Source organism: Cellvibrio mixtus subsp. mixtus J3-8 (assembly GCF_000766945.1).
GTDB lineage: Bacteria > Pseudomonadota > Gammaproteobacteria > Pseudomonadales > Cellvibrionaceae > Cellvibrio > Cellvibrio mixtus_A.
The window spans coordinates 78,267-97,867 of sequence record NZ_ALBT01000033.1 but is presented as its reverse complement, the minus strand read 5'-3'; the positions used below and the strand labels follow the sequence as shown (position 1 = coordinate 97,867).

Annotated in this window: 21 protein-coding genes and 1 other RNA gene; 8 read left to right on the top strand and 14 right to left on the bottom strand. The window is 47.1% G+C overall.

The annotated features are described in order from the left end of the window. The first annotated feature begins 51 nt into the window (after positions 1 to 51). The gene (locus A596_RS01915; protein WP_039912338.1) at positions 52 to 1,293 is read left to right on the top strand and encodes an MFS transporter; all 1,242 of its coding nucleotides are present in this window, start codon (positions 52 to 54) and stop codon (positions 1,291 to 1,293) included. Between the two features lie 55 nt (positions 1,294 to 1,348). Here A596_RS01915 and A596_RS01910 read toward each other — a convergent pair whose 3' ends face one another. The 3 genes from A596_RS01910 to A596_RS01900 form a co-directional block, all read right to left on the bottom strand. Continuing rightward, on the bottom strand, positions 1,349 to 2,662 hold the full coding sequence (locus tag A596_RS01910) for a gluconate:H+ symporter (RefSeq protein WP_039912337.1): 1,314 nt from the start codon (positions 2,660 to 2,662) through the stop codon (positions 1,349 to 1,351). A 223-nt stretch (positions 2,663 to 2,885) separates the two neighbouring features. After that, on the bottom strand, positions 2,886 to 4,265 hold the full coding sequence (gene dbpA, locus A596_RS01905; protein ID WP_039912336.1) for an ATP-dependent RNA helicase DbpA: 1,380 nt from the start codon (positions 4,263 to 4,265) through the stop codon (positions 2,886 to 2,888). A gap of 30 nt (positions 4,266 to 4,295) precedes the next feature. After that, positions 4,296 to 4,904 (bottom strand): class I SAM-dependent methyltransferase, encoded by a 609-nt coding sequence (locus tag A596_RS01900; protein ID WP_039912335.1) that lies wholly within the window; start codon positions 4,902 to 4,904, stop codon positions 4,296 to 4,298. Between the two features lie 52 nt (positions 4,905 to 4,956). On the opposite strand from A596_RS01900, the gene A596_RS01895 reads away from it, so the two are divergent. The 3 genes from A596_RS01895 (at position 4,957) to A596_RS01885 (ending at position 7,086) form a co-directional block, all read left to right on the top strand. Next, positions 4,957 to 5,679, top strand: coding sequence for an acyltransferase (locus tag A596_RS01895; protein WP_039912334.1), 723 nt, complete (start codon positions 4,957 to 4,959; stop codon positions 5,677 to 5,679). A 14-nt stretch (positions 5,680 to 5,693) separates the two neighbouring features. Beyond that, on the top strand, positions 5,694 to 6,536 hold the full coding sequence (locus tag A596_RS01890) for a helix-turn-helix domain-containing protein (RefSeq protein WP_039912333.1): 843 nt from the start codon (positions 5,694 to 5,696) through the stop codon (positions 6,534 to 6,536). A gap of 94 nt (positions 6,537 to 6,630) precedes the next feature. Next, positions 6,631 to 7,086: a carboxymuconolactone decarboxylase family protein gene (locus tag A596_RS01885; protein ID WP_039912332.1), complete on the top strand. Its 456-nt coding sequence runs from the start codon at positions 6,631 to 6,633 to the stop codon at positions 7,084 to 7,086. Between the two features lie 58 nt (positions 7,087 to 7,144). Here the strand turns inward: A596_RS01885 and A596_RS01880 are convergent, their stop codons facing one another. The 9 genes from A596_RS01880 to A596_RS01840 form a co-directional block, all read right to left on the bottom strand. Continuing rightward, complete coding sequence (locus A596_RS01880) at positions 7,145 to 7,717, bottom strand: NUDIX domain-containing protein (RefSeq protein WP_052417145.1); 573 nt, start codon at positions 7,715 to 7,717, stop codon at positions 7,145 to 7,147. 29 nt (positions 7,718 to 7,746) lie between these two features. Beyond that, positions 7,747 to 8,151 (bottom strand): GNAT family N-acetyltransferase, encoded by a 405-nt coding sequence (locus tag A596_RS01875; RefSeq protein ID WP_039912331.1) that lies wholly within the window; start codon positions 8,149 to 8,151, stop codon positions 7,747 to 7,749. A gap of 12 nt (positions 8,152 to 8,163) precedes the next feature. After that, positions 8,164 to 8,481: a DUF3301 domain-containing protein gene (locus tag A596_RS01870; protein ID WP_039912330.1), complete on the bottom strand. Its 318-nt coding sequence runs from the start codon at positions 8,479 to 8,481 to the stop codon at positions 8,164 to 8,166. 142 nt (positions 8,482 to 8,623) lie between these two features. After that, entirely contained in the window at positions 8,624 to 8,833 is a 210-nt protein-coding gene (locus tag A596_RS01865; protein ID WP_039912329.1) for a cold-shock protein, read from the bottom strand. Positions 8,834 to 9,115: 282 nt separating this feature from the next. Further along, on the bottom strand, positions 9,116 to 9,490 hold the full coding sequence (locus tag A596_RS01860) for a hypothetical protein (RefSeq protein WP_039912328.1): 375 nt from the start codon (positions 9,488 to 9,490) through the stop codon (positions 9,116 to 9,118). A 45-nt stretch (positions 9,491 to 9,535) separates the two neighbouring features. Further along, positions 9,536 to 10,054, bottom strand: coding sequence for an MgtC/SapB family protein (locus A596_RS01855; protein WP_039912326.1), 519 nt, complete (start codon positions 10,052 to 10,054; stop codon positions 9,536 to 9,538). Positions 10,055 to 10,082: 28 nt separating this feature from the next. Beyond that, positions 10,083 to 12,605 carry a 2-octaprenyl-6-methoxyphenyl hydroxylase gene (ubiH, locus tag A596_RS01850; protein WP_039912324.1) on the bottom strand — a complete coding sequence of 841 codons (2,523 nt, stop codon included), beginning with the start codon at positions 12,603 to 12,605 and terminating at the stop codon, positions 10,083 to 10,085. A 4-nt stretch (positions 12,606 to 12,609) separates the two neighbouring features. Then, the gene (pepP, locus tag A596_RS01845) at positions 12,610 to 13,923 is read right to left on the bottom strand and encodes a Xaa-Pro aminopeptidase (RefSeq protein WP_039912323.1); all 1,314 of its coding nucleotides are present in this window, start codon (positions 13,921 to 13,923) and stop codon (positions 12,610 to 12,612) included. 33 nt (positions 13,924 to 13,956) lie between these two features. Further along, the gene (locus A596_RS01840; protein WP_039912321.1) at positions 13,957 to 14,568 is read right to left on the bottom strand and encodes a UPF0149 family protein; all 612 of its coding nucleotides are present in this window, start codon (positions 14,566 to 14,568) and stop codon (positions 13,957 to 13,959) included. A 231-nt stretch (positions 14,569 to 14,799) separates the two neighbouring features. On the opposite strand from A596_RS01840, the gene A596_RS01835 reads away from it, so the two are divergent. The 4 genes from A596_RS01835 (at position 14,800) to A596_RS01825 (ending at position 16,432) form a co-directional block, all read left to right on the top strand. Further along, positions 14,800 to 15,006, top strand: a complete 207-nt coding sequence (locus A596_RS01835; protein WP_039912319.1) for a TIGR02449 family protein — start codon at positions 14,800 to 14,802, stop codon at positions 15,004 to 15,006. A gap of 24 nt (positions 15,007 to 15,030) precedes the next feature. Further along, positions 15,031 to 15,330, top strand: coding sequence for a cell division protein ZapA (locus A596_RS01830; protein ID WP_039912317.1), 300 nt, complete (start codon positions 15,031 to 15,033; stop codon positions 15,328 to 15,330). A 251-nt stretch (positions 15,331 to 15,581) separates the two neighbouring features. Beyond that, positions 15,582 to 15,758, top strand: a non-coding RNA gene (gene ssrS, locus A596_RS22525) — 6S RNA. 44 nt (positions 15,759 to 15,802) lie between these two features. Then, complete coding sequence (locus tag A596_RS01825) at positions 15,803 to 16,432, top strand: 5-formyltetrahydrofolate cyclo-ligase (protein WP_052417144.1); 630 nt, start codon at positions 15,803 to 15,805, stop codon at positions 16,430 to 16,432. Positions 16,433 to 16,485: 53 nt separating this feature from the next. Here A596_RS01825 and A596_RS23710 read toward each other — a convergent pair whose 3' ends face one another. Together A596_RS23710 and A596_RS01820 are read right to left on the bottom strand one after the other, a co-directional pair. Next, entirely contained in the window at positions 16,486 to 16,608 is a 123-nt protein-coding gene (locus A596_RS23710) for a hypothetical protein (RefSeq protein ID WP_268745674.1), read from the bottom strand. 329 nt (positions 16,609 to 16,937) lie between these two features. Then, complete coding sequence (locus tag A596_RS01820) at positions 16,938 to 19,526, bottom strand: family 20 glycosylhydrolase (protein WP_052417143.1); 2,589 nt, start codon at positions 19,524 to 19,526, stop codon at positions 16,938 to 16,940. Between the last annotated feature and the right edge of the window lie 75 nt (positions 19,527 to 19,601).

The window sequence follows — 19,601 nt, the reverse complement described above, 5'->3', positions numbered from 1 at the left end:
TTATATAATCGTCACTTCTCGTTATAGATCATTGCCTTTTTTCGAGTACTTATGAATCACACAACTCCGCAACCGTTCAATGCGTATCAAAAACGCATACTGCTATTAATGGCCTTTATCCAATTCAGTATTATTCTGGATTTTATGATTATTTCGCCTATTGGCGACATCCTGATGAAGACCCTCTCCATTAACACGACCCAGTTCGGATTGGTCGTTTCTGCTTATGCTTTCAGTGCTGCCATCGCCGGTATCGTTGCCGCCGGTTTTATGGATAAATTTGATCGCAAAAAATTATTCATTTGGTTTTTTAGCGGTTTTATTATCGGTACCCTGGCGTGTGCGCTTAGCCATACTTATTGGCAATTGGTATCCGCACGTATTGTGACTGGTGTTTTTGCCGGTGTTTCCAGTGCAGCATTGTTTACCCTGGTGATTGACCTCTTTGCACCACAACAACGCGGCCGAGCGATGGGCGTGGTGCAAATGGGTTTTGGCGTTAGTCAGGTGTTGGGAATTCCATTAAGCCTTTTTATCGCAACCCATTTAGGTTGGGAATTCAGTTTTATCGCAATTGTTGTTTTGGCCTTGGGAATTTTGTTGGCAACCGGATTAATATTGCAGCCGGTCACTGCCCATCTGGCACAACAGCACGATAAAAATCCGTTTGCACACTTTCTGAAAGTGTTATCCCAATCGGATTATCGAATCGGCTTCGCCGCCGTCATGTTTTTACCCATCGGCGGATTTATGCTGATGCCTTTTACTGCACCTTTTTTAATTAACAACGTCCAGGTCACCGCTGAACAATTACCCCTTATTTATTTGAGTACAGGTTTGCTTTCACTAATCGTAATGCCATTGATGGGAAAATTTTCTGATCGTTATGACCGTTTTACGTTATTTACGTTTGGCTCGCTCGGCGCCGTGGTGATGGTATTTATCTATACCCATTTATCGATAACACCACTTTGGTTAGTGATCGTTATTAACATACTGTTATTTACCTGCATCCTTTGCCGTATGACGCCAGCAATGGCTCTCAACTCCATGGTGGCCAAACCGGAAGATCGTGGGGCATACATGGCAATATCCAGCTCACTGCAACAAATTGCAGGTGGACTGGGGGCATTTATCGCGGGAATGGTAATCCTCCAGCAAGACGCCCACAGCCCACTGCAACATTTCGATTGGCTCGGTTATATTGCGATGGGGATATTTATTCTGTGTGTGTTTTTAGTGGGTCGAGTGAGCAAACTATTGGAAGCGCGCAAACTTGCGCAGGGACATTAACCGATACGAGCTTATTCGCCAATAATAAATGCCCTCGGAAAGAGGGCATTTTTATTTAAACAAACATATCCAAAACCAACACACCAATTAATCCGGCTACGCCAATAATTGTTTCCATTAATGACCAGGATTTAAACGTATCTTTTAAACTTAAATTAAAATATTCCTTGTACATCCAAAAGCCGGAATCATTAACATGCGAGCACATGAGACTGCCTGCACCGATTGCCAATACCATTAAGTTAGGATCAGCACCGGTTAATGGAATAATAGGAGCAACAATGCCCGCTGCGGTTAAACCAGCAACTGTTGCCGAGCCGAGCGCAATACGAATTACGGTGGCGATTAACCACGCAAGAATCAATGGATTAATGGCGATATTTTCCAGCGAGTGTGCAAGCTGCTCGCTAACACCGCTCACGACCATCACCTGCTTTAGTGCACCGGCACCAGCGACAATTAATAAAATGACGGCGATATCTTTTATGGCATCGCCGTAAATAGCCATGACTTTACTAATCGTCATGCCCTGCTTTACGCCTAATGAGTAAGTTGCAATAGCTAAAGCCACCATCAATACCAGCATGGAATTACTAAAAAATTTGGTGATAGGCGCCTCTGCAATCGGTGCCGGCATTGCGTATACCGCAATGCTGCTCAATGCAATTAACAATACTGGCAACAGCGCAGTGATAAAACTATTAGCAATACCGGGCAATTTTTCTGCAGGCAAATCGGTCGGTTTAAATGTAGCGAGAGGAACACTGTGGATGTTTTTTAATGTCGACGAAAAAATAGGACCAGCAATAATCATCGTTGGAATTGCCACTAAAAAACCGTAGAACAATGTCGTTCCCATATCTGCGCCGAATTGTGGAATTAGCGCAACGGGTGATGGATGGGGCGGCAAAAAACCGTGCGTCACGGAGAGTGGCGCGAGTAGCGCAATGCCCAAATAAACCGCAGGTAGTTTGGTTTGGTGCATCACCGAAAAAACCAACGGCACTAACAACACAAAACCAACATTGTAGAACAGCGGAATGCCGACAATAAAACCCGTTAGCATTAATGCCCAGGTTATGTAATTCCTGCCGCACCAGCGCATCAAACTGCTACTGATTTGCTGCGCAGCCCCCGATTCAGCAACCAGTTTTCCGAACATTGCGCCCAGGCACAAAATAATTGCCAGCGAACCGAGCATACTGCCAATTCCGGTTTCGATAGTTCCGGGAATTTTATCCAACGGAATACCGAGCATAACGGCGGCGCAGATCGAGGAGACCAAAAATGCGAGGAACGGATTGAGTTTTACACCGGTGATCAAAACCACCAGGATCAGGATTGCGATAATAACTGCAGCTATAGCCATGGTCTTTTCCTTTTTTATTTCTTGTTATTTTTTATGTTGGAGTATTGAATTAATTCCTGCCAGGCTTCAAGAAGTAAACACGCTTTTACAGCAGGGAAATGTTTACCTATTGAAGGCCGACAGGAATCAGTTTTCCGGAACGGTGACTAGAATAAGAAAAAACTATTATTATGTTTTTAAATTTAACAGTATTTAACGTCTGCCTGTTAATTACCGCTTTTGTTCAGAGCCTTCTCGCCCTGAATTTCCTGCCTTTTAGTTTGCCATCGGATAACTGTTGCAATGCCGCACGCGCAATACTTTTATCTACCGCCACATAGGCCGCAAAATCAAACATATCGATTTTGCCAATCTTCTCAAACGGCAACCCTGCATCTTTGGTCAGCGCGCCAATAATATCGCCAGGGCGCAATTTATCTTTTTTTCCTCCATCAATATTCAACGTTACCATGGTTGGTGAAGGCAGGGATTTTTTATCACTGCGTGGTAATGCTTCAAGATTAATGGCTTGCCCCATGTAATCTTCCAGGCGATTAATCTTGTGAACTTCTTTTTGCACAACCAGATTCAATGCAAGACCCGATTCACCCGCACGACCAGTACGGCCAATGCGATGCACATGGACTTCGCTATCGCGCGCGAGGTCAACATTGATTACCGCATCCAGGCCTTTTATATCGATACCACGCGCGGCAACATCGGTAGCGATTAATACCGAACAACTTTTATTGGCGAAACGCACCAATACCTGATCGCGTTCGCGTTGTTCCATATCACCGTGCAATGCCAATGCGCTTACACCCTCATCACGCAAATAAGTTAACAGTTCATCGCAACCTTGCCTGGTATTGCAAAATGCAATTGAACTGGCGGGGTGAAAATGCGCCAGCAATGTTAACACCGCTGGATGGGTTTCATTGCTGTCACGCAACTCGTAAAAGTGCTGCGCGATTTTTTGTTGATCGTGAATAGTTTCAACCACAACCATTTTCGGGTTGCGCTGGCAACGCGCACTGATTTTTTTAATATTGTCGGGGTAAGTTGCAGAAAATAATAATGTCTGGCGGTTTTCATTACAGGCCGCGAGCACGGTATCTATATCGTCCGCAAATCCCATTTCCAGCATGCGGTCAGCTTCATCCAGCACTAGCTGGTTAAGGTTATCCAGTTTCAATGTGCCTTTATTAATATGATCCACAATGCGCCCCGGCGTACCTACCACAATATGCGCACCGCGTTCCAGCGAACCAATTTGTGGCCCAATGGAAACGCCACCGCAGAGCGTTAAAATTTTTACGTTGTGCGTAAGGCGCGCAAGGCGGCGAATTTCTTTAGCAACCTGATCAGCCAATTCGCGCGTCGGGCAAAGTACCAACGCTTGTGTACCAAAAAAGCGTACATTTAGTTTTTCCAGGAGCGCGATACCAAATGCGGCCGTTTTTCCGCTGCCGGTTTTTGCTTGCGCAATAATGTCGTCACCGCGCAGGACAATCGGCAAGCTTTCTGCCTGAATTTGCGTCATCTCCTTATATTCAAGTGATTCCAGATTGGCGAGCATTGCCTCGCTCAATGGCAGTGAAGAAAATAATAGAGACTCAGACATAAATTAACTCAATTAAAAAACAAAAATAAATTACAAACGTTTTAACAGGCCCAGCGTTTTTATTAACGGCAAGGCTTCAAACAAACCGGATTCCTGGGCGAGCTTCCAGATTTCGTAAGGCGGGCGACCACCATCCGCGGGATTTGGAAATACATCGTGAATCGCCAGCCAGCCGCCGCGTTTTACATGAGGCGCCCAACAACGATAATCATTAAGTGCAGCCTCCATACTGTGGCCACCATCAATAAACACCATGGATAACGGCGTAGCCCAAAAACGTGCCGCTAACGCCGAGGACGCCACAACAGGAACTACCGTGGCTTCAAGTTCTGCACGCGCTAATGTATGGCGAAATTCGCGAAAGCTATCCATCTTGCCGTGGCCGGCATCATAGAGTTCGGGGTCGTGATATTCCTCGCCTAATTGATGCTCTTCCGAACCGCGATGATGATCTACGGCAAATAAAACAGACCCTGCTTTTTTACAGGCAGCGCCCAGGTAAACTGTGGATTTACCACAATAACTGCCAATTTCCAGGCATGGCCCTTGTGCAGCACTTTGCAGGGCATATTCATACAACGCGCGCCCTTCTTCATCATCCAGAAAACCTTTCACCGTTTCTATGGCAATTGGCAGCATCTTGTTTCTCACTCATAATCGTTGCACGAATTCTAACAGACACAGGGCCACCATGCGCCGCAGTAATACGCCTTATCCGGTCAAAAAACTTTATAAGACCATCAATCACTGGTATGTCGCCCGTTTTGTAGCCCCGCAGTTCGATAGCCTGGGTACTATTCCCGAGATTGCGCACCCGCGCAGCCTGGTGATTTTTGGTCGCAACATTCATGTGGGAAAATATGGGCAAATTATTTGTGCCAGTGATAATTGCGTGCGCTTTACCAGTTGGCCAGGCAAGCAAGGCAGTGCGGAAATTGTGATTGGCGATTACTGCCTGATCGCACCGGGCGTGCGAATTTCTGCGGCGAAATCTATTCGCATTGGCGATAACTGCATGCTCGCTGCCAATGTGATTATCAGCGATAGCGACTGGCATGGTATTTACAATCGCATTCGCCCGTTTCGCTGCACCAAACCGGTAGTCATTGAAAATAATGTATGGCTGGGTGAACGCGTGATTATTACTAAAGGTGTAACCATCGGCGAAAATTCTGTTATCGGTGCCGGTGCAATTGTTACCAAAGATATTCCCGCAAATTCGGTTGCAGTGGGAAATCCCGCGCGCGTTGTTAAAACCATTAATCCCAACCGGCGCATGTTAAAACGCGAATTATTATTTAGCGATCCTGAACATTATTTTTATAATCAGGATCAGCTGGATAAATATATGCTTGGCAATAACAGTTGGCTCAATTGGTTTCGCAGCTTGTGGAAACCCAATCAGCTGGATTGATCGAGAGAGTCCATATGCGTAATCTGATCACCCCAACGCCATTTAATAGCCAGTTTGTCGATAACCTCGGGCATTTGGGTTTTCGTAGTTTTATGCCACATCCTTATTTACAAACCTGGGTGCAACGCTATTGGATCGCGCGACAACCGCGTATTCCCGAACAAGGTTTCACCGAAAAACTGTATCCTGACGGCGGCACCAATATCAATTTTCGTTTTATCGATAATCAATTGCCCGAAGTCAGTTTCAATGCATTCGCAACGCTGAGCACCATGGAGTTTCAACGCAATGTGGATTTAATGGGTATACGTTTTCACCCTGGTGGTGCATTCCAATTATTTGGTTTTGATATGCCCGGCCTGATTGGAAATATTTATAGTAGCGATGATCTGGATACCGATATTAATAACCAGCAATTGCACGATTTGCGCGATCAATTAAATACAGCGACGAGCATTGCAGCACGCATCGGTTTAATTGATGACTGGTTGTTGCAACAAGCCGCACAGCAACTTGCCCATGCCGGTCCGATCCAACATTTATTACCGCGTCTGCCGAATTCCTCCGATTCTATTGAAACTATGAGCGCGCAGGTTAACCTGAGCCGCCGCCAACTGGAGCGGCGCTTCCAACAGGAAGTGGGCCTCACTATGGTGTACGTCAAACAACTGCAACGAATAAAAAAGGCGCGCCAATTAATCAGTCTCAATCCGGAACGACCATTAGTGGATATTGCTCATGAAGCCGGATTTTATGATCAAGCCCATTTCAATCGGCAGTTCCAGAAAATTAACGAGCAAACACCAGGACAATATCGGGATCGCAAGCTCGCAAATAAGAAAACTCCGCCCACATAAATTTCGCTCTAAATATAAAAATGTCGCAAAAATACAATCGCGACAAAATCCCACACGGCACAATGACTCCAACAACCTGACTGAGGAGTCCACCATGAAAGAACGCATCGCCTATCAACAAACCTACAAACTGCAACCCGCACTGGCAAAATCGCTGATTGATTTAGGTGAAGCTGCCGCACAAAAAATTGAACACTCACTTATTCATCTTATTAAATTACGCGTTTCGCAGATTAATGGCTGCGGATTTTGCCAACACATGCATGCCAATGAGGCACGCAAAGATGGTGAGAAACAAAGTCGCCTGGACGTATTACCGGCATGGAAAGAAGTGCCGGTATTTACTGCCCGCGAGCGCAACGCACTGGCTTGGGCAGAAAAATTAACCTTAGTGGCAAACGACGATATTCACGATGAAGATTTTGCAGCCGTACGCGAGCAATTTAATGAAGAAGAAATTGTGAACCTTACAGCGGTAATTGTTGCTATCAATGCATGGAACCGCATTGCCGTCGGCTTTCACTTTATTCCTGTTATCAAAGACGTGTAATTCAATGAGAAATAAAAAAACGCCACATGTGGCGTTTTTTTATTGCAACTGAATATTTTTATAAATCCAATGCGACGCGCAACAAGGCAGCGACAGAAATACCGTCTGTAATTTCGCCCCGCTTAACCATTTCAATCGCTTCATGTAACGGCAGCTTTCTGTATTCAATATCTTCTGTTGCTTCCAATTGCTGCTGACCGGCAAATAAATCACGCGCAACAAACACTACACAAAATTCATCTGTAACCGAATTGGATAAATGCATTGTCATTAACTCTTGCCAGCTATTTGCTTGTAAGCCAACCTCTTCTTCCAATTCCCGCTTCGCCGCAGCCAATGGACTTTCGCCTTGCGGACAACCACCCTCCGGAATTTCCCATGTGTATTGATTAAGGGTATAACGGCTTTGTTTTACCAACCAGGTGTTGCCTTCATTATCGATAGGTACTACACCTATCGCCGTATTTTTAAAATGCACAACACCATAAATGCCATCAGTGCCTTTGGGGGTAATCACTTCTTCGTGGAAAATTTTTATCCAGGGATTTTCGTATACCGTAGTTGCTGTTTTGGTTTTCCAGCCACCGGTTTTTTCAGCAAGATATTTTTCAATAGGGCGCTTGTCACTCATGGGTGCATCTCAATAATAAAACAGATAACTCAATAATTGCTTTTTAACATCCACGCCCGCGGGTTGTGGGTAAAACCTAATTTTGGATAATAATCATTGGCAAGTGGTGCGGCGAGCAATACCATCATGCAATCCGGTGAGGTTTGCGCTTGCGTTAACTCGATGAGTTGTTTGCCAATTCCCTGGTGCTGATAATTTTCATGCACAACGAGATCCGCAAGATAAGTTACATACACCAGATCACTCATTGCACGCGCAATACCAACCAATTTTTCATTATCCCATGCAGTAATAACAATATTTGCATTATCAATCATACCCCGGAATACATCGGGATTATTTACCGGGCGACGCTCTCCGAGCGTTGAGCATTTGTATAATTCAATAACTTGATGCACATCCAACACAGCATCGACACGATATTTAATTGCCATAAAATTAACTCATTAATGCACGCGATGCGGATCAAGTTCTACGTGGGTAATGTTTCGGCCCAGCATAACTACGCGGCCAAAATATCGATCAGAACCACTCACGGTGAATTCAAAATAAAATGCACGCCAGAGTGAAAGCACGCCCCGGTCATTTCGCCTAAACCAGATGCGGCGTAGATAAATTGTTTCATCCAGTAATTGCACTTCCATTTCTTCACAGCGTCGCTGCGCTGCAACAAATGCACGCTCTTTTACCAACAATGCACCGCGCCAGTAATAAACGGAAAGAACTATCAGGGTGAGCCAGAGAATAGATTGCAAATCAAACATGGAACCAGAGCCATTGAGGGATATAAAAATTCATCGCCCACATGCAGGACGGAGGGAACATAAGAATAAGAAAAATGCGGACACCCAAAGTACTAAGGGGCGATTGATTACTCAATCACCCCTTAGTTGAAACTCGCACAGATTAGAGTGGAGTTACGTTTTCCGCTTGCGGGCCTTTTTGACCCTGGGTTACTTCGAAAGTGACCTTTTGGCCTTCTTTCAAGGTTTTACGGCCATTGCCGTTAATTGCACGGAAGTGTACGAATACATCTGCACCACCTTCACGCTCAATAAAACCATAACCCTTGTCATCATTGAACCACTTAACAACACCAGAGACTAGATCTGACATAGTTTCCTCATCTTGCATCTAAAACGTCAGCGTAGCTGACCGAACAAAAAAACCGACTTTACTAAAAGCCAGAGTGAAATAGCTTGAAATAAAGCTATTGCTCAGGTCGTGGTACGTCCAAGTGTCTTGAGCAAGCGGTTGTCTTACAAAAGCCTAGTCTTGGGGCGGATCTCAATCTGTAGCGGATCAAAATTAAAGCACTTGGGCGCGTCGAGTCAAGCGGTTATCAGTGAATTTGGAGAATATCGACACTTTTTGTAATGCTGTGTAATGAGGACACATTTAATCGGGCATTTTTGAATCACGATTGTCATTGTTGCCATCATTTTGTGCAGATTTTGCAGCAGCCTTGCCCAAGGTTTCGTGCAAAAAAATTGCAATCGGTACCAAAATAAAACCCACCATCATTACGTGGCGCTTAATGCTTTGAAATTCATAACCTTGTTTTGCCAATTGGTAACAAGCCAATGCCCACGCGGCCGCAGCAAAATAGCCCCAGCGATTGTGTTTATAACAAAACCAGGCAATTGCAGCAGTAACAGCGGCGAGAAAAAATCCGTAAGCATTTGCGAATGAAATAAACCCGGCTATGGCAACAAAAAATACCAACAACAGCATCCAATTTAATACGCGTGCAACAATCATTAATTTAGCCATAAAACCTTCATTATCAGTGTTACTTTTCTACACCCCGGTGCAGGGTTAATCCGAACTGTTTTTGTTTTTTCCACGCCAGTCCTGATATTTTTTATGCACACCCCGGGTAAATGCTTGCGAATAATCTTCTAATAAATCCACACCGACCAGTACGGCGATCACCACCAGCGATAATTTTATCGCGACCAGGTTGTAACCTATCGCGATCACAACACCGATAGAAGCCAGCGCCCAGATAGTTGCCGCCGAGGTAACCCCCAATACAAAACCATCGCGCGCCAGCATTACGCCCGCACCTAAAAATCCAATACCGGTAATTACCTGCCCGATAATCCGCGAAGGATCTGTAACAACTTTTTCGGGGCCTGAAAAGTGCGAGGCCGCAAACAGCGAGGCGGCGATAAAAATATAAGTTCCCAGGGTTATCAACGAGGAAGTACGTATACCGACCGGTTTGCCGCGCAGTTGCCGTTCCATCCCGATGATACTGCCGCACAATAACGATGTACCTATGGAAGCCCAATCAAAAGGGGCAATATCGACCAACACATCAAATGACACCATCTTGTTCCACTCACTGAGACACGGCGCCTCAATTGACTCCCAGTGCCGTATTAACGATGAATTTTTTTACTGCCGGAATGGAGTTTAGCTGGCGCATGCCGGTATTGCGCAGCCAATTAATGCCGAGGGAACGACTACCAAACAATTGCTTGAAAGCTTCCATGGCAGACATCATCCCCAGGTTGCCCGCCAACCGTTGGCGTTGATAGCGACGCAAAATAGACTCATCGGTAAGGGGAATGCCACGGGTTAATGCACGCTCAATTTCTTCGGCAAGCGCGATCACATCCAGCAGCCCCAGGTTAACACCCTGGCCAGCCAATGGATGGATGTTGTGGGCAGCATCCCCCACCAACGCAATATTTTGTTGGATGTAATGAACCGCGTGACGCTGGCGCAATGGAATTGCATAGCGCTTATCGCAAGCCAACACGTTACCAAGGCGCGCCTCAAATGCTTCCGTCAGACGTGCACAAAATGTTTCGTTATCCAATGCCATCAGTGTTTGTGCAACGTCATCTTCTGCAGACCAGACAATAGAGCATTGGTGCGCATCGCCATTATTTTGCAGCGGCAAAAATGCCAGGGGGCCGGTGTTCATAAAACGCTGCCAGGCCGTAAATTCGTGCGGTTTTTCTGTACGCACGGTAGTGATAATCGCCTGTTGGCCATAATCCCATTCGCGGGTTTTAAAACCAGCGAGTTCACGCACTCGAGATTGCGCACCATCAGCGGCAATAATTAACGAAGACATCAGGGTAATGCCGCTATTTAGTTTTACACTCATGGATGAATTTTTATCAGCGGCCGGAATTAATTCAATGACGGTTGCCGGCTGGACAAGGGTAATATTTGATAGCTGTGCCATGCGCACACGCAATTGGTTAACGATGACTGAATTTTCCACGATATGGCCGAGGTGGGTTCGCTGCACTTCAGCACAATCAAATTCAATGGCTGCAGTGCCCTCGCCATCCCACACTTTCATTTCGCGATATGCACATACTCGCTCGCGGGCAATTGCATCCCAGCATCCAATACTGCGCAGCAATTTTTCCGATGCGTGTGTCAGTGCAACCACACGCGGGTCGAAATATTCTCTGGAAAAATGCTGCGCATCGCCGCCAGCTTCAATCACGGCAATACGCAACTGCTGCGCCGCATCAGTTTGGGCAATAGCGCATGCCAGTGACGCACCAACCAAACCTGCACCTACAATAATGACATCAAATTCCGTTGCATTTAAAACAGATGCCTTCGCTGTTAACACTGTCGGATGATTTTCTTCTGCCGAACCTACAACCGAATCGCGCAACCAACGATATTGGCGTCCGGCGGTTCCCATAGTTTGCGCAATAAATTGATCTTTTATTAACGGTAAGGATTCCAGGCTCAGCAAACCTAAATGGCGCAATGCAATCAAGGGCAACTGATTATTGGAAAAAAGACGGACCAGCTTATCACTAAATTCAATCGTTAATTGTTGATCCAATGCCTGGGTTTCAAGATAAGTTTGCAGCACCGATAAATCGCCAGGCGCGTGCCCCTGCGCAACTGCATCACCCAGGGTTTCCACCAAACAGGCGCAATCGCGTAGTGCGAGGTTAAATCCTTGCCCCGCAACAGGATGCAAAAAGTGCGCAGCATTTCCCAACAAAACCACATGGGAGCGAACTTGTTCTTGAGCCAGTACCAGTTGCAATGGATATGCAAAACGTTTGGCAACGCATGTGAATTTCCCAACTCGAAAACCAAACCGTGTTTGCAAATGTGCGAGGAAATCGGCATCACTCGCCAATAACATTGCGTCTGCCTGATCAGCCGGCAAGGTCCACACCAGCGCAGATTTTTGCGCGTGGACAGATTCCCCCAATGGCAATAATGCAATAGGCCCCTGATCAGTGAATCGTTCAAATGCTATGCCCTGATGCGCCCCGGAAAATTCCACATTGGTAATAATCGCGGTTTGCCCGTATTCGCGAATGTGTGTTGCAATTCCAAGATCGCGACGCACAGCAGAATCACCACCATCAGCTACGACAGCAAGCGCGGCATCAATTAAAAATTCCTGAGCATTCATTTGCACACGCAAGCGCGCAGAGTTTTCTTGCGGAATTAACTCCAACACTTTTGCCGGCGCGAAACAATGGATGGATTCCAGTGATTGAACCTTTGCGAGCAGGACGTTACCCAACCATGCGTTTTCCACTACATAACCCACGGCATCAAGGTTATTGGCCGCCGCATCAATAAGGCCGCCAAGAAAATGCCCGCGATCCGAAACATGCACTTGTGCAATTGGCGTTATGCGCTGCCGCAATTTGCCCCACAAACCAAGCTCTTGCATGATTTTCGCAGTGCCGTAGGACAGTGCGGTAGAGCGCGCATCGAAGCTTGATTGATAGTGGGCTTCATCGGCGCGCGCAAATGGTTGAGCTTCAATTAACGCAATACGCAATTGTGGTTGGCTCGCTGCTAACATACTGGCGAGACTGGTACCAACCATACCACCACCAATAATGGCGATATCAAACTCAAGAATTTCAGACATGGATTTAACCAGCCATTAACGCTTCAATGTCAGCAACGGTTTTGGGAACATCTTTCGTAAGGATTTCATTGCCATCTTTGGTAATGACAACGTCATCTTCAATGCGAATACCAATACCGCGCCATTTTTTTGCAACGCGTTCATTATCCGGCGCAACATAAATTCCCGGCTCAACTGTCATTACCATACCGGGTTCCAGCACTCGCCATTCACCGCCGACTTTGTAATCGCCAACATCGTGCACATCCATGCCCAGCCAATGGCCAGCGCGATGCATATAAAATTCTTTGTAAGCTTCGGTTTTAATTAACTCACCTACATCACCGTCAAGCAGACCAATTTTCACCAGCCCTTCGGTGATCACACGCACGGTTGCTTCGTGCGGATCATTCCAGTGATTACCCGGTTTTGCCACAGCGATGGCCTCAAGTTGCGCTTGCAGACAAATTTCGTAAAGCGCTTTTTGTTCCGGCGAAAACTTTCCGTTGACGGGAAATGTGCGGGTGATATCTGCTGCGTAATAATCCAGTTCGCAACCGGCATCAATCAAAACCAGATCGCCATTTTTTAGCGGCGCCGAATTTTCAATGTAATGCAGGATGCAACCATTTTTTCCACCGCCAACAATAGAGTTGTACGCCGGAAAACGTGCACCGCTCATTTGGAACTCATGGATAATTTCTGCTTCGAGTTGATATTCCATAATTCCCGGTTTGGAGGCTTTCATCGCGCGCACATGGGCGCGTGCAGAAATTTCACCAGCTTCTTTCATAACACGCAATTCAGCTGCACTTTTAAATAAACGCATATCATTGAGGAAATGGCTTAAATCAAGAAACTCACCGGGTGGCGTTGCACCGGAACGAACTTTCGCGCGAATGGTGTTTACCCAATCCATTACATGCTTATCGAATTCGCTGTCTTTACCCATGGAATAATAAACGCGTTGCTTGCCTTCAAGCAGGCCAGGCAGGATTTCATCGATATCATCAATCGGAAATGCATCGTCCGCTTCAAATTCACTGCATGCACCTTCAGGCCCGGCGCGATAACCATCCCAAATTTCGCGCTCACGATTACGCTCGCGCACAAACAACACAAATTCACCATGTTCACGCCCGGGAATTAACACCAGCACGGCTTGCGGTTCTTCAAATCCCGAGAGATATAAAAAATCACTGTCCTGGCGATAGTGGTATTCCGTATCGCGGCTGCGCGGTCGCTCCGGTGCTGCTGGCACTATGGCGATGGAATTAGGCTCCATCTGCGCCATTAATTGTTTACGACGGCGGGCAAATTCAGGCTTGGTTATTCTCATAATGCTCTCTGCGGCAGACGTGTTTTGAAAAAATTAATGCAATTGATGGGATACAGGTGCGGTGGTAGACGGGTCGGGCACAGTGGCCGGATCCGCAGCAAATTCAAAATACAGTGAACTCACAACTACACGAACATATTCAGTTACTTCCATATAATCAGCTTCTGCACCGGGCTCGGCTTCTTCATCGTCAGCTTGTATTTGTACGATGTCCGCGAGGTCGTGCAACATCTCTTCGGCTTCTTCAGAAATTTCGCGCTTGCCCTGATGATCAACACTGCCGAAACCCGATAAAAATCCATGGCACCATTCACTCAGCGCACGCACGCGCTCGCTAATCAGGTTGTCATCATCCGGCAACATTAATTTCAAGTTCAGCTCGCCCTGCAATTGGCTGGCAGTGCTATGGTAGAGGCGACTTAATGCATGGCGTACATGTTCATCGGGTGCAGCGATAAAATCGAGAAATTCAACCGCGTCCAGCAGCCAGTTTATTTCTGTCAGCTGCGCACCGCCGGCCAGTTTACCGCACAATAATCCGTGCAATTCAGAGGGGCTGTTTAATGTGCCTAACGGCGCTAAAAGGTTGGCAAGGTCATCGAAATTCAGGGGGGATTGCAGGTAATCTTCTGGAGTTTGGGTCATGGAAAGCCTCTCTATTACATTAGGCGAATGCTACCACGATTGACCTGTGCGGCTCCGCAAAGTTTTTATATAGCAAATTTGATGGTTAAAGGAACTTAAGTAAAACCTGTTTGTTTATCATTAATAACAATCAACTTCTCGAATTCACATTAACTTGGCCTGTTCGATTGACCACCTGCCGAGGGCACAATATAGTGGGCGACCTGCGCTATTTATTGGTTATTGATAATCATGTCTGACGATCTTTTACTCGCCCTTGAAACCAAGCTGGATAAACTGATTCTGTTGTGCAATCGCTTACAGCAGGAAAATGCCGATTTAAAAGCCCGCGAAAGTGAATGGCAGCGCGAGCGGGTGCGCCTGATTGAGAAGAACGAGCTCGCGCGCAGCCGTGTGGAAGCAATGATCACCCACTTACGTAATCTGGATGCCGAGTAAACGGCCAAATAATCGGGAATACCAATGAGCAACGAAACCGTTTTTGTAAAAATCCTCGATAAAGAATATCAAGTAGCTTGCCCGCGCGAAGAGCGCCAGGCATTGATTGAATCGGCCCAATTGCTGGATGAGCGCATGAAGGCGATCCGAGGTACGGGGGCGATCATTGGTTTGGAGCGCATCGCGGTAATGGCAGCCCTCAACCTGAGCCATGAGTTGTTGCAAGCGCGCCAGGCTGGAAGCGGAGGCGGCACGTCTGCAAGCCAGGTGGATTTACTGCGTTTGAATGAGAAACTGGATCGCAGTTTGGCAAACCTTGGTTAATCGGCAACGTTAAAGATTATGAGAAAGCCCGCAATAGCGGGCTTTTTGTTTTTTAATACGCAGGATGGTTTTATGGATGGACGTAGTTATCCCCCTAAGGGCAACGAACAAACAAATCGATCACACAAAAACCACAAGCAAATAATTTCGTTTTTACCAGCGCCGTTTAAGACGAATATTTGCTAAACGGTTATATAACCCAATCATAATTTCATTTGCGGAAGGCTAGTAACCTTGGGTTATACTGGCGCCACGCCCTGGAATGTTCGCAAACCGACAAGTCCTTGAGCCGATTTCCACAAAACTGGTGGTGTCTCGTTGTGTTTGGTGTGCATGTCCGCTTGACGGAAAGCCTTAAAAACCACAGGTGCTACCTCCTTGAACCTATGGGTTCAAGGCCAGCTTGGTAGCGGCATTTCGGGGTCTCTTATTTCCGTTCTGTTTTCCCTCGTTATTTTGTTCAAGGCTGCTTATGGCCGATTCACCCGATTTCCCCCCATCCAGCTACGCCCAACAAAAAACCTTGTTACGTAAAGAGTTGCGCCAGCGCCGGCGTGCACTTACACCGGCACAGCAAGCACAAGCATCCGCTCTCGTATTGCGACATTTGTTGCGATTCCCGGCATTTATGCGCGGTAGCCGGGTTGCCCTCTATATTGCCAATGATGGTGAAATTGATCCGACCCCGATTGCCCAACAACTCTGGCACATGGGCAAGCATTGTTATTTGCCGGTATTGCGCCCGGGCACTAAGCGCGAATTATGGTTTGTGGAATTCACTCCCAACGCCCAATTAATTCCCAATCGTTTCGGTATTCCCGAGCCGGATCATGGGATTGCCCACAAATTGCCTACCCACTTGCTGGATGTTGTATTAATGCCACTGGTGGGGTTTGATCGAACAGGCTCGCGCCTGGGAATGGGTGGCGGCTTTTACGATACAACCTTCGCCTTCAAACACGATAAGCCGCACGGAAAACCATTACTTATTGGCCTGGCCCATAGCTGCCAGGAAGTTGATTCGTTGCAGGTGGACAATTGGGATATTCCACTTGCAGCCATTGCAACCGAAAAGGAAGTTTTAAACATTTCCCCGCTATAAATGACAAATCCCGCCGAAGCGGGACTTGCTTTTAAATTCCGTTTTCTGCGTTCTTACTCCGACATGGAATCAACAGCTGCCTCGGCAAACGACACCAGGGCATTGACATCCACTACCGTGACGCAGACTCCCAGGCAGAACAAAAAAATCACTACTGAGAGAACATCGACTTTCATGGTGATACCTTATTCATGACTGAAAAATGGACAGCCATACCTTGCGTATTGTTATTGAGAACCACACAGCGAGATCAGTAACCACAAAACAGCACAGATGCAACACACACCGGCTGTGGTGTGTATTAATAATAGGCAGGGAATTTCAGGAATGAAATGAGCGACAAGTTGAAAGTGGCGACAAAATGCAAAAAAGATTAAAAAAATCAGCACTTTTCCCGATTTTCTTCGCACTTCACATGAAGAAGGTGGCAATTCATCGATAACAATTACCACCCTATGCAACCCATCCTTGCGTTGCGGTTTTCTATCAAGTACTTAAACGGCGATTATTTAGTGGCATTAGTCGGGCGACTGGTAGCATTGCCTAAACGACTGCGCACCAGAGCATTTGCATCGCGTACACGTTCATCACCACTGTAGGTGGCCCAATTAGTGCCGTTATCGATACTGTATTCAAGCTTGAGGCCTGGCAACGCAGTATTTGCTTTCAACACACCGTCATCGACAACTGCACCCGGTGGAGGCAGATAGAAACTACCGCCCAGGGCGGCGAGTTTAGGCAACTCCTTAACCGCTAATTGCACCGCGAAGGCTGCCCATTCAGCATTGCGCGCCTCAATATTTGGCTTGTCGCCTTCCCATGACGCTTTGTGCCATGCGCGTTCAGCCAATGGAATCAGGCGCGGATAAATCATCTCTTCCATTTGCTTGCCGGTACGGATGGTTTCGCTCCACACCTGGCCTTGCAGGCCGCGCAGGTTTTCCGGTTTTTCCAATGCCGGCAACGCACGCCCAACTAACGCCTCGAGATTTTTAATCGGTGCGCCCATGCGGGTTTTATCGGCGTTGGCGTAGAGGTTATCCGGCATAAAGCCAAATACTTTGGCGGTATCGGTATAACGCGCTGCCCAGTAGTAACCGCGCTCTTCCGCATTGGTTTCATAGGGATGATCGAAATACAAATGGGTTGCCGGCGATAAAATCGGCTCATAACCCGCGTTAGCTAAACGATAAGCACGGTCAGCAACACCCCATTCCCAAATATTATCCCAGGCATTCGCCAATACATGTTTGTTAGCAAACTGGCTGCGGTTGAAGGTGTTATTGGGATCGTACATCAAACCATCTTCCCAACCGGCCAGATCCAGACCACGCAGGGAACTGATGGCTGACACTTTGCTGACAAAATACGGCTTGAGGTCAGCAACGCCGGCAACACCTTGCTCACCCTTCGCAAACAAGGTGTCACATGCTGGTGATGCAGTCCATGAGCCCGCGCCCACTTCATCACCCCCCATATGGAAGGTTACGAGTTTTGTTCCCGCTTTGCGATACATTTGCTGCAATTCATAAATCACTTTATCAACAAAGGCATAGGTCGATGGCAAGCACACGTTGATGGAGTTGTCGGTATAACTTTGTACGGTAATGTATTGCGATTTGTCTTGCGGGTCCGATAACAAATATTGCTCGGCTTCTGCTTTTTTGCCCGCCTTGATCAATTTTTTGTAACGCGCTTCCATGGATTTCACGGCGGCGCGCGCGTGGCCGGGCATATCAATTTCCGGAATGACTTCGATATGACGCGCGCTCGCATATTTTAAGATTTCAATAAAATCTGCGGTGCTGTAATAACCATTTCCTGATCCGGTTTTGTGCGGGCCAGTGCCGAGTTGGGTCAGCAAACAGGTTTGTTCGGTGAGATCAAAACAGCGGTGCGCGCCGATATCCGTCAATTCCGGCAAGCCGGGAATTTCAATCCGCCAGCCTTCGTCCTCGGTTAAATGCAGATGCAATTTATTAAGTTTGTAGCGCGCCATTTGCTCGATCAAACGCAAGGTGTATTCCTTGCCGTGGAAATTGCGGCCCATGTCGTAGTGCATACCACGCCACTCAAAACGCGGCGCATCTACTGCCGACAGTTGCGGAATGTTGTAACTGCTCGCGGTTTGCGCCGGCAATAAACTCAATACACTTTGGATACCGTAGAAGGCACCGGCGTTATCACCGCCCACAATAGTAATTTTGTCAGCAGCAATATTCAGTGTGTAACCCTCGGCATTACCGATTGATTTATCCACTTTTACTTCGATCACTTTGCCCGACACAGGCAAATGTTCCGCAACGGTTTTTACCGTTAAGCCATACGCTTTTAATTGGTCGGCGAAATATTTTGCCTCACCGGTCAACCGCCCGGCGAAATGGATTTGCCAGTTGCTGTCGAGCGTAACAGCGTCTTTGCGGTATTTAACTTCGGCAGGTGTTGGAATAATTTTCGGGCTGCTATCCACTTTGATGGCCGCCGCATTTACGGCGAGGTTATCCTGGTAGCGCGTTGCGGCAGTCGCTATTGGATATTCATCATTGCTCGCCCGCAATTGCTGTTCGGGCTTGCTGAATGGCTCGACAAATTCACTTAAATTTTCGGTGTCAGTATTAACAAAAACTTCCGGCTGCAAACCTGCCTGGGCGATAAATGCACGCGGCATAAAATCGGTGTAGCTCACCAGATGGGCACCTGCGGTATAGGGAAAATCCAGCTTCGCATTTGCTGCCAGGCCTTTAAAGGCAGCGGTGGGTGATAACTCATGCAAATCGCCCTGTACATGGCGCAAGCTCAAACCTTCGACTTGCGCAGCATCCAGCTTGCGTACGGAATGAAAATAAATTCGCCAATCGCCCGCGCCCGCCGGCAAGGCCGATGAACCATTGGTGATGGTGACATGGGCTTGCGGCTTGGCGGCAAAATTGCTGATTACACCGAAGCCCACTTTGGTATTGCGGGCAATATCGTTGAGTTGTTGCTGGCTTAAATTAGCGGCACTGGCCCCCTGCGCAAGCCCAAGCGCGAGCGCGAGCAGCCCAAGGCGCACACTGATTGGTTGACGGGGTTGTTTTATTGGGGGTTGTTTCATAATTGGACTCCAGCCGCATAGATTGGGGTTGATTAGTCATCCAATAGTTGTTATTGGCGTTAGAATTTTTCTGAC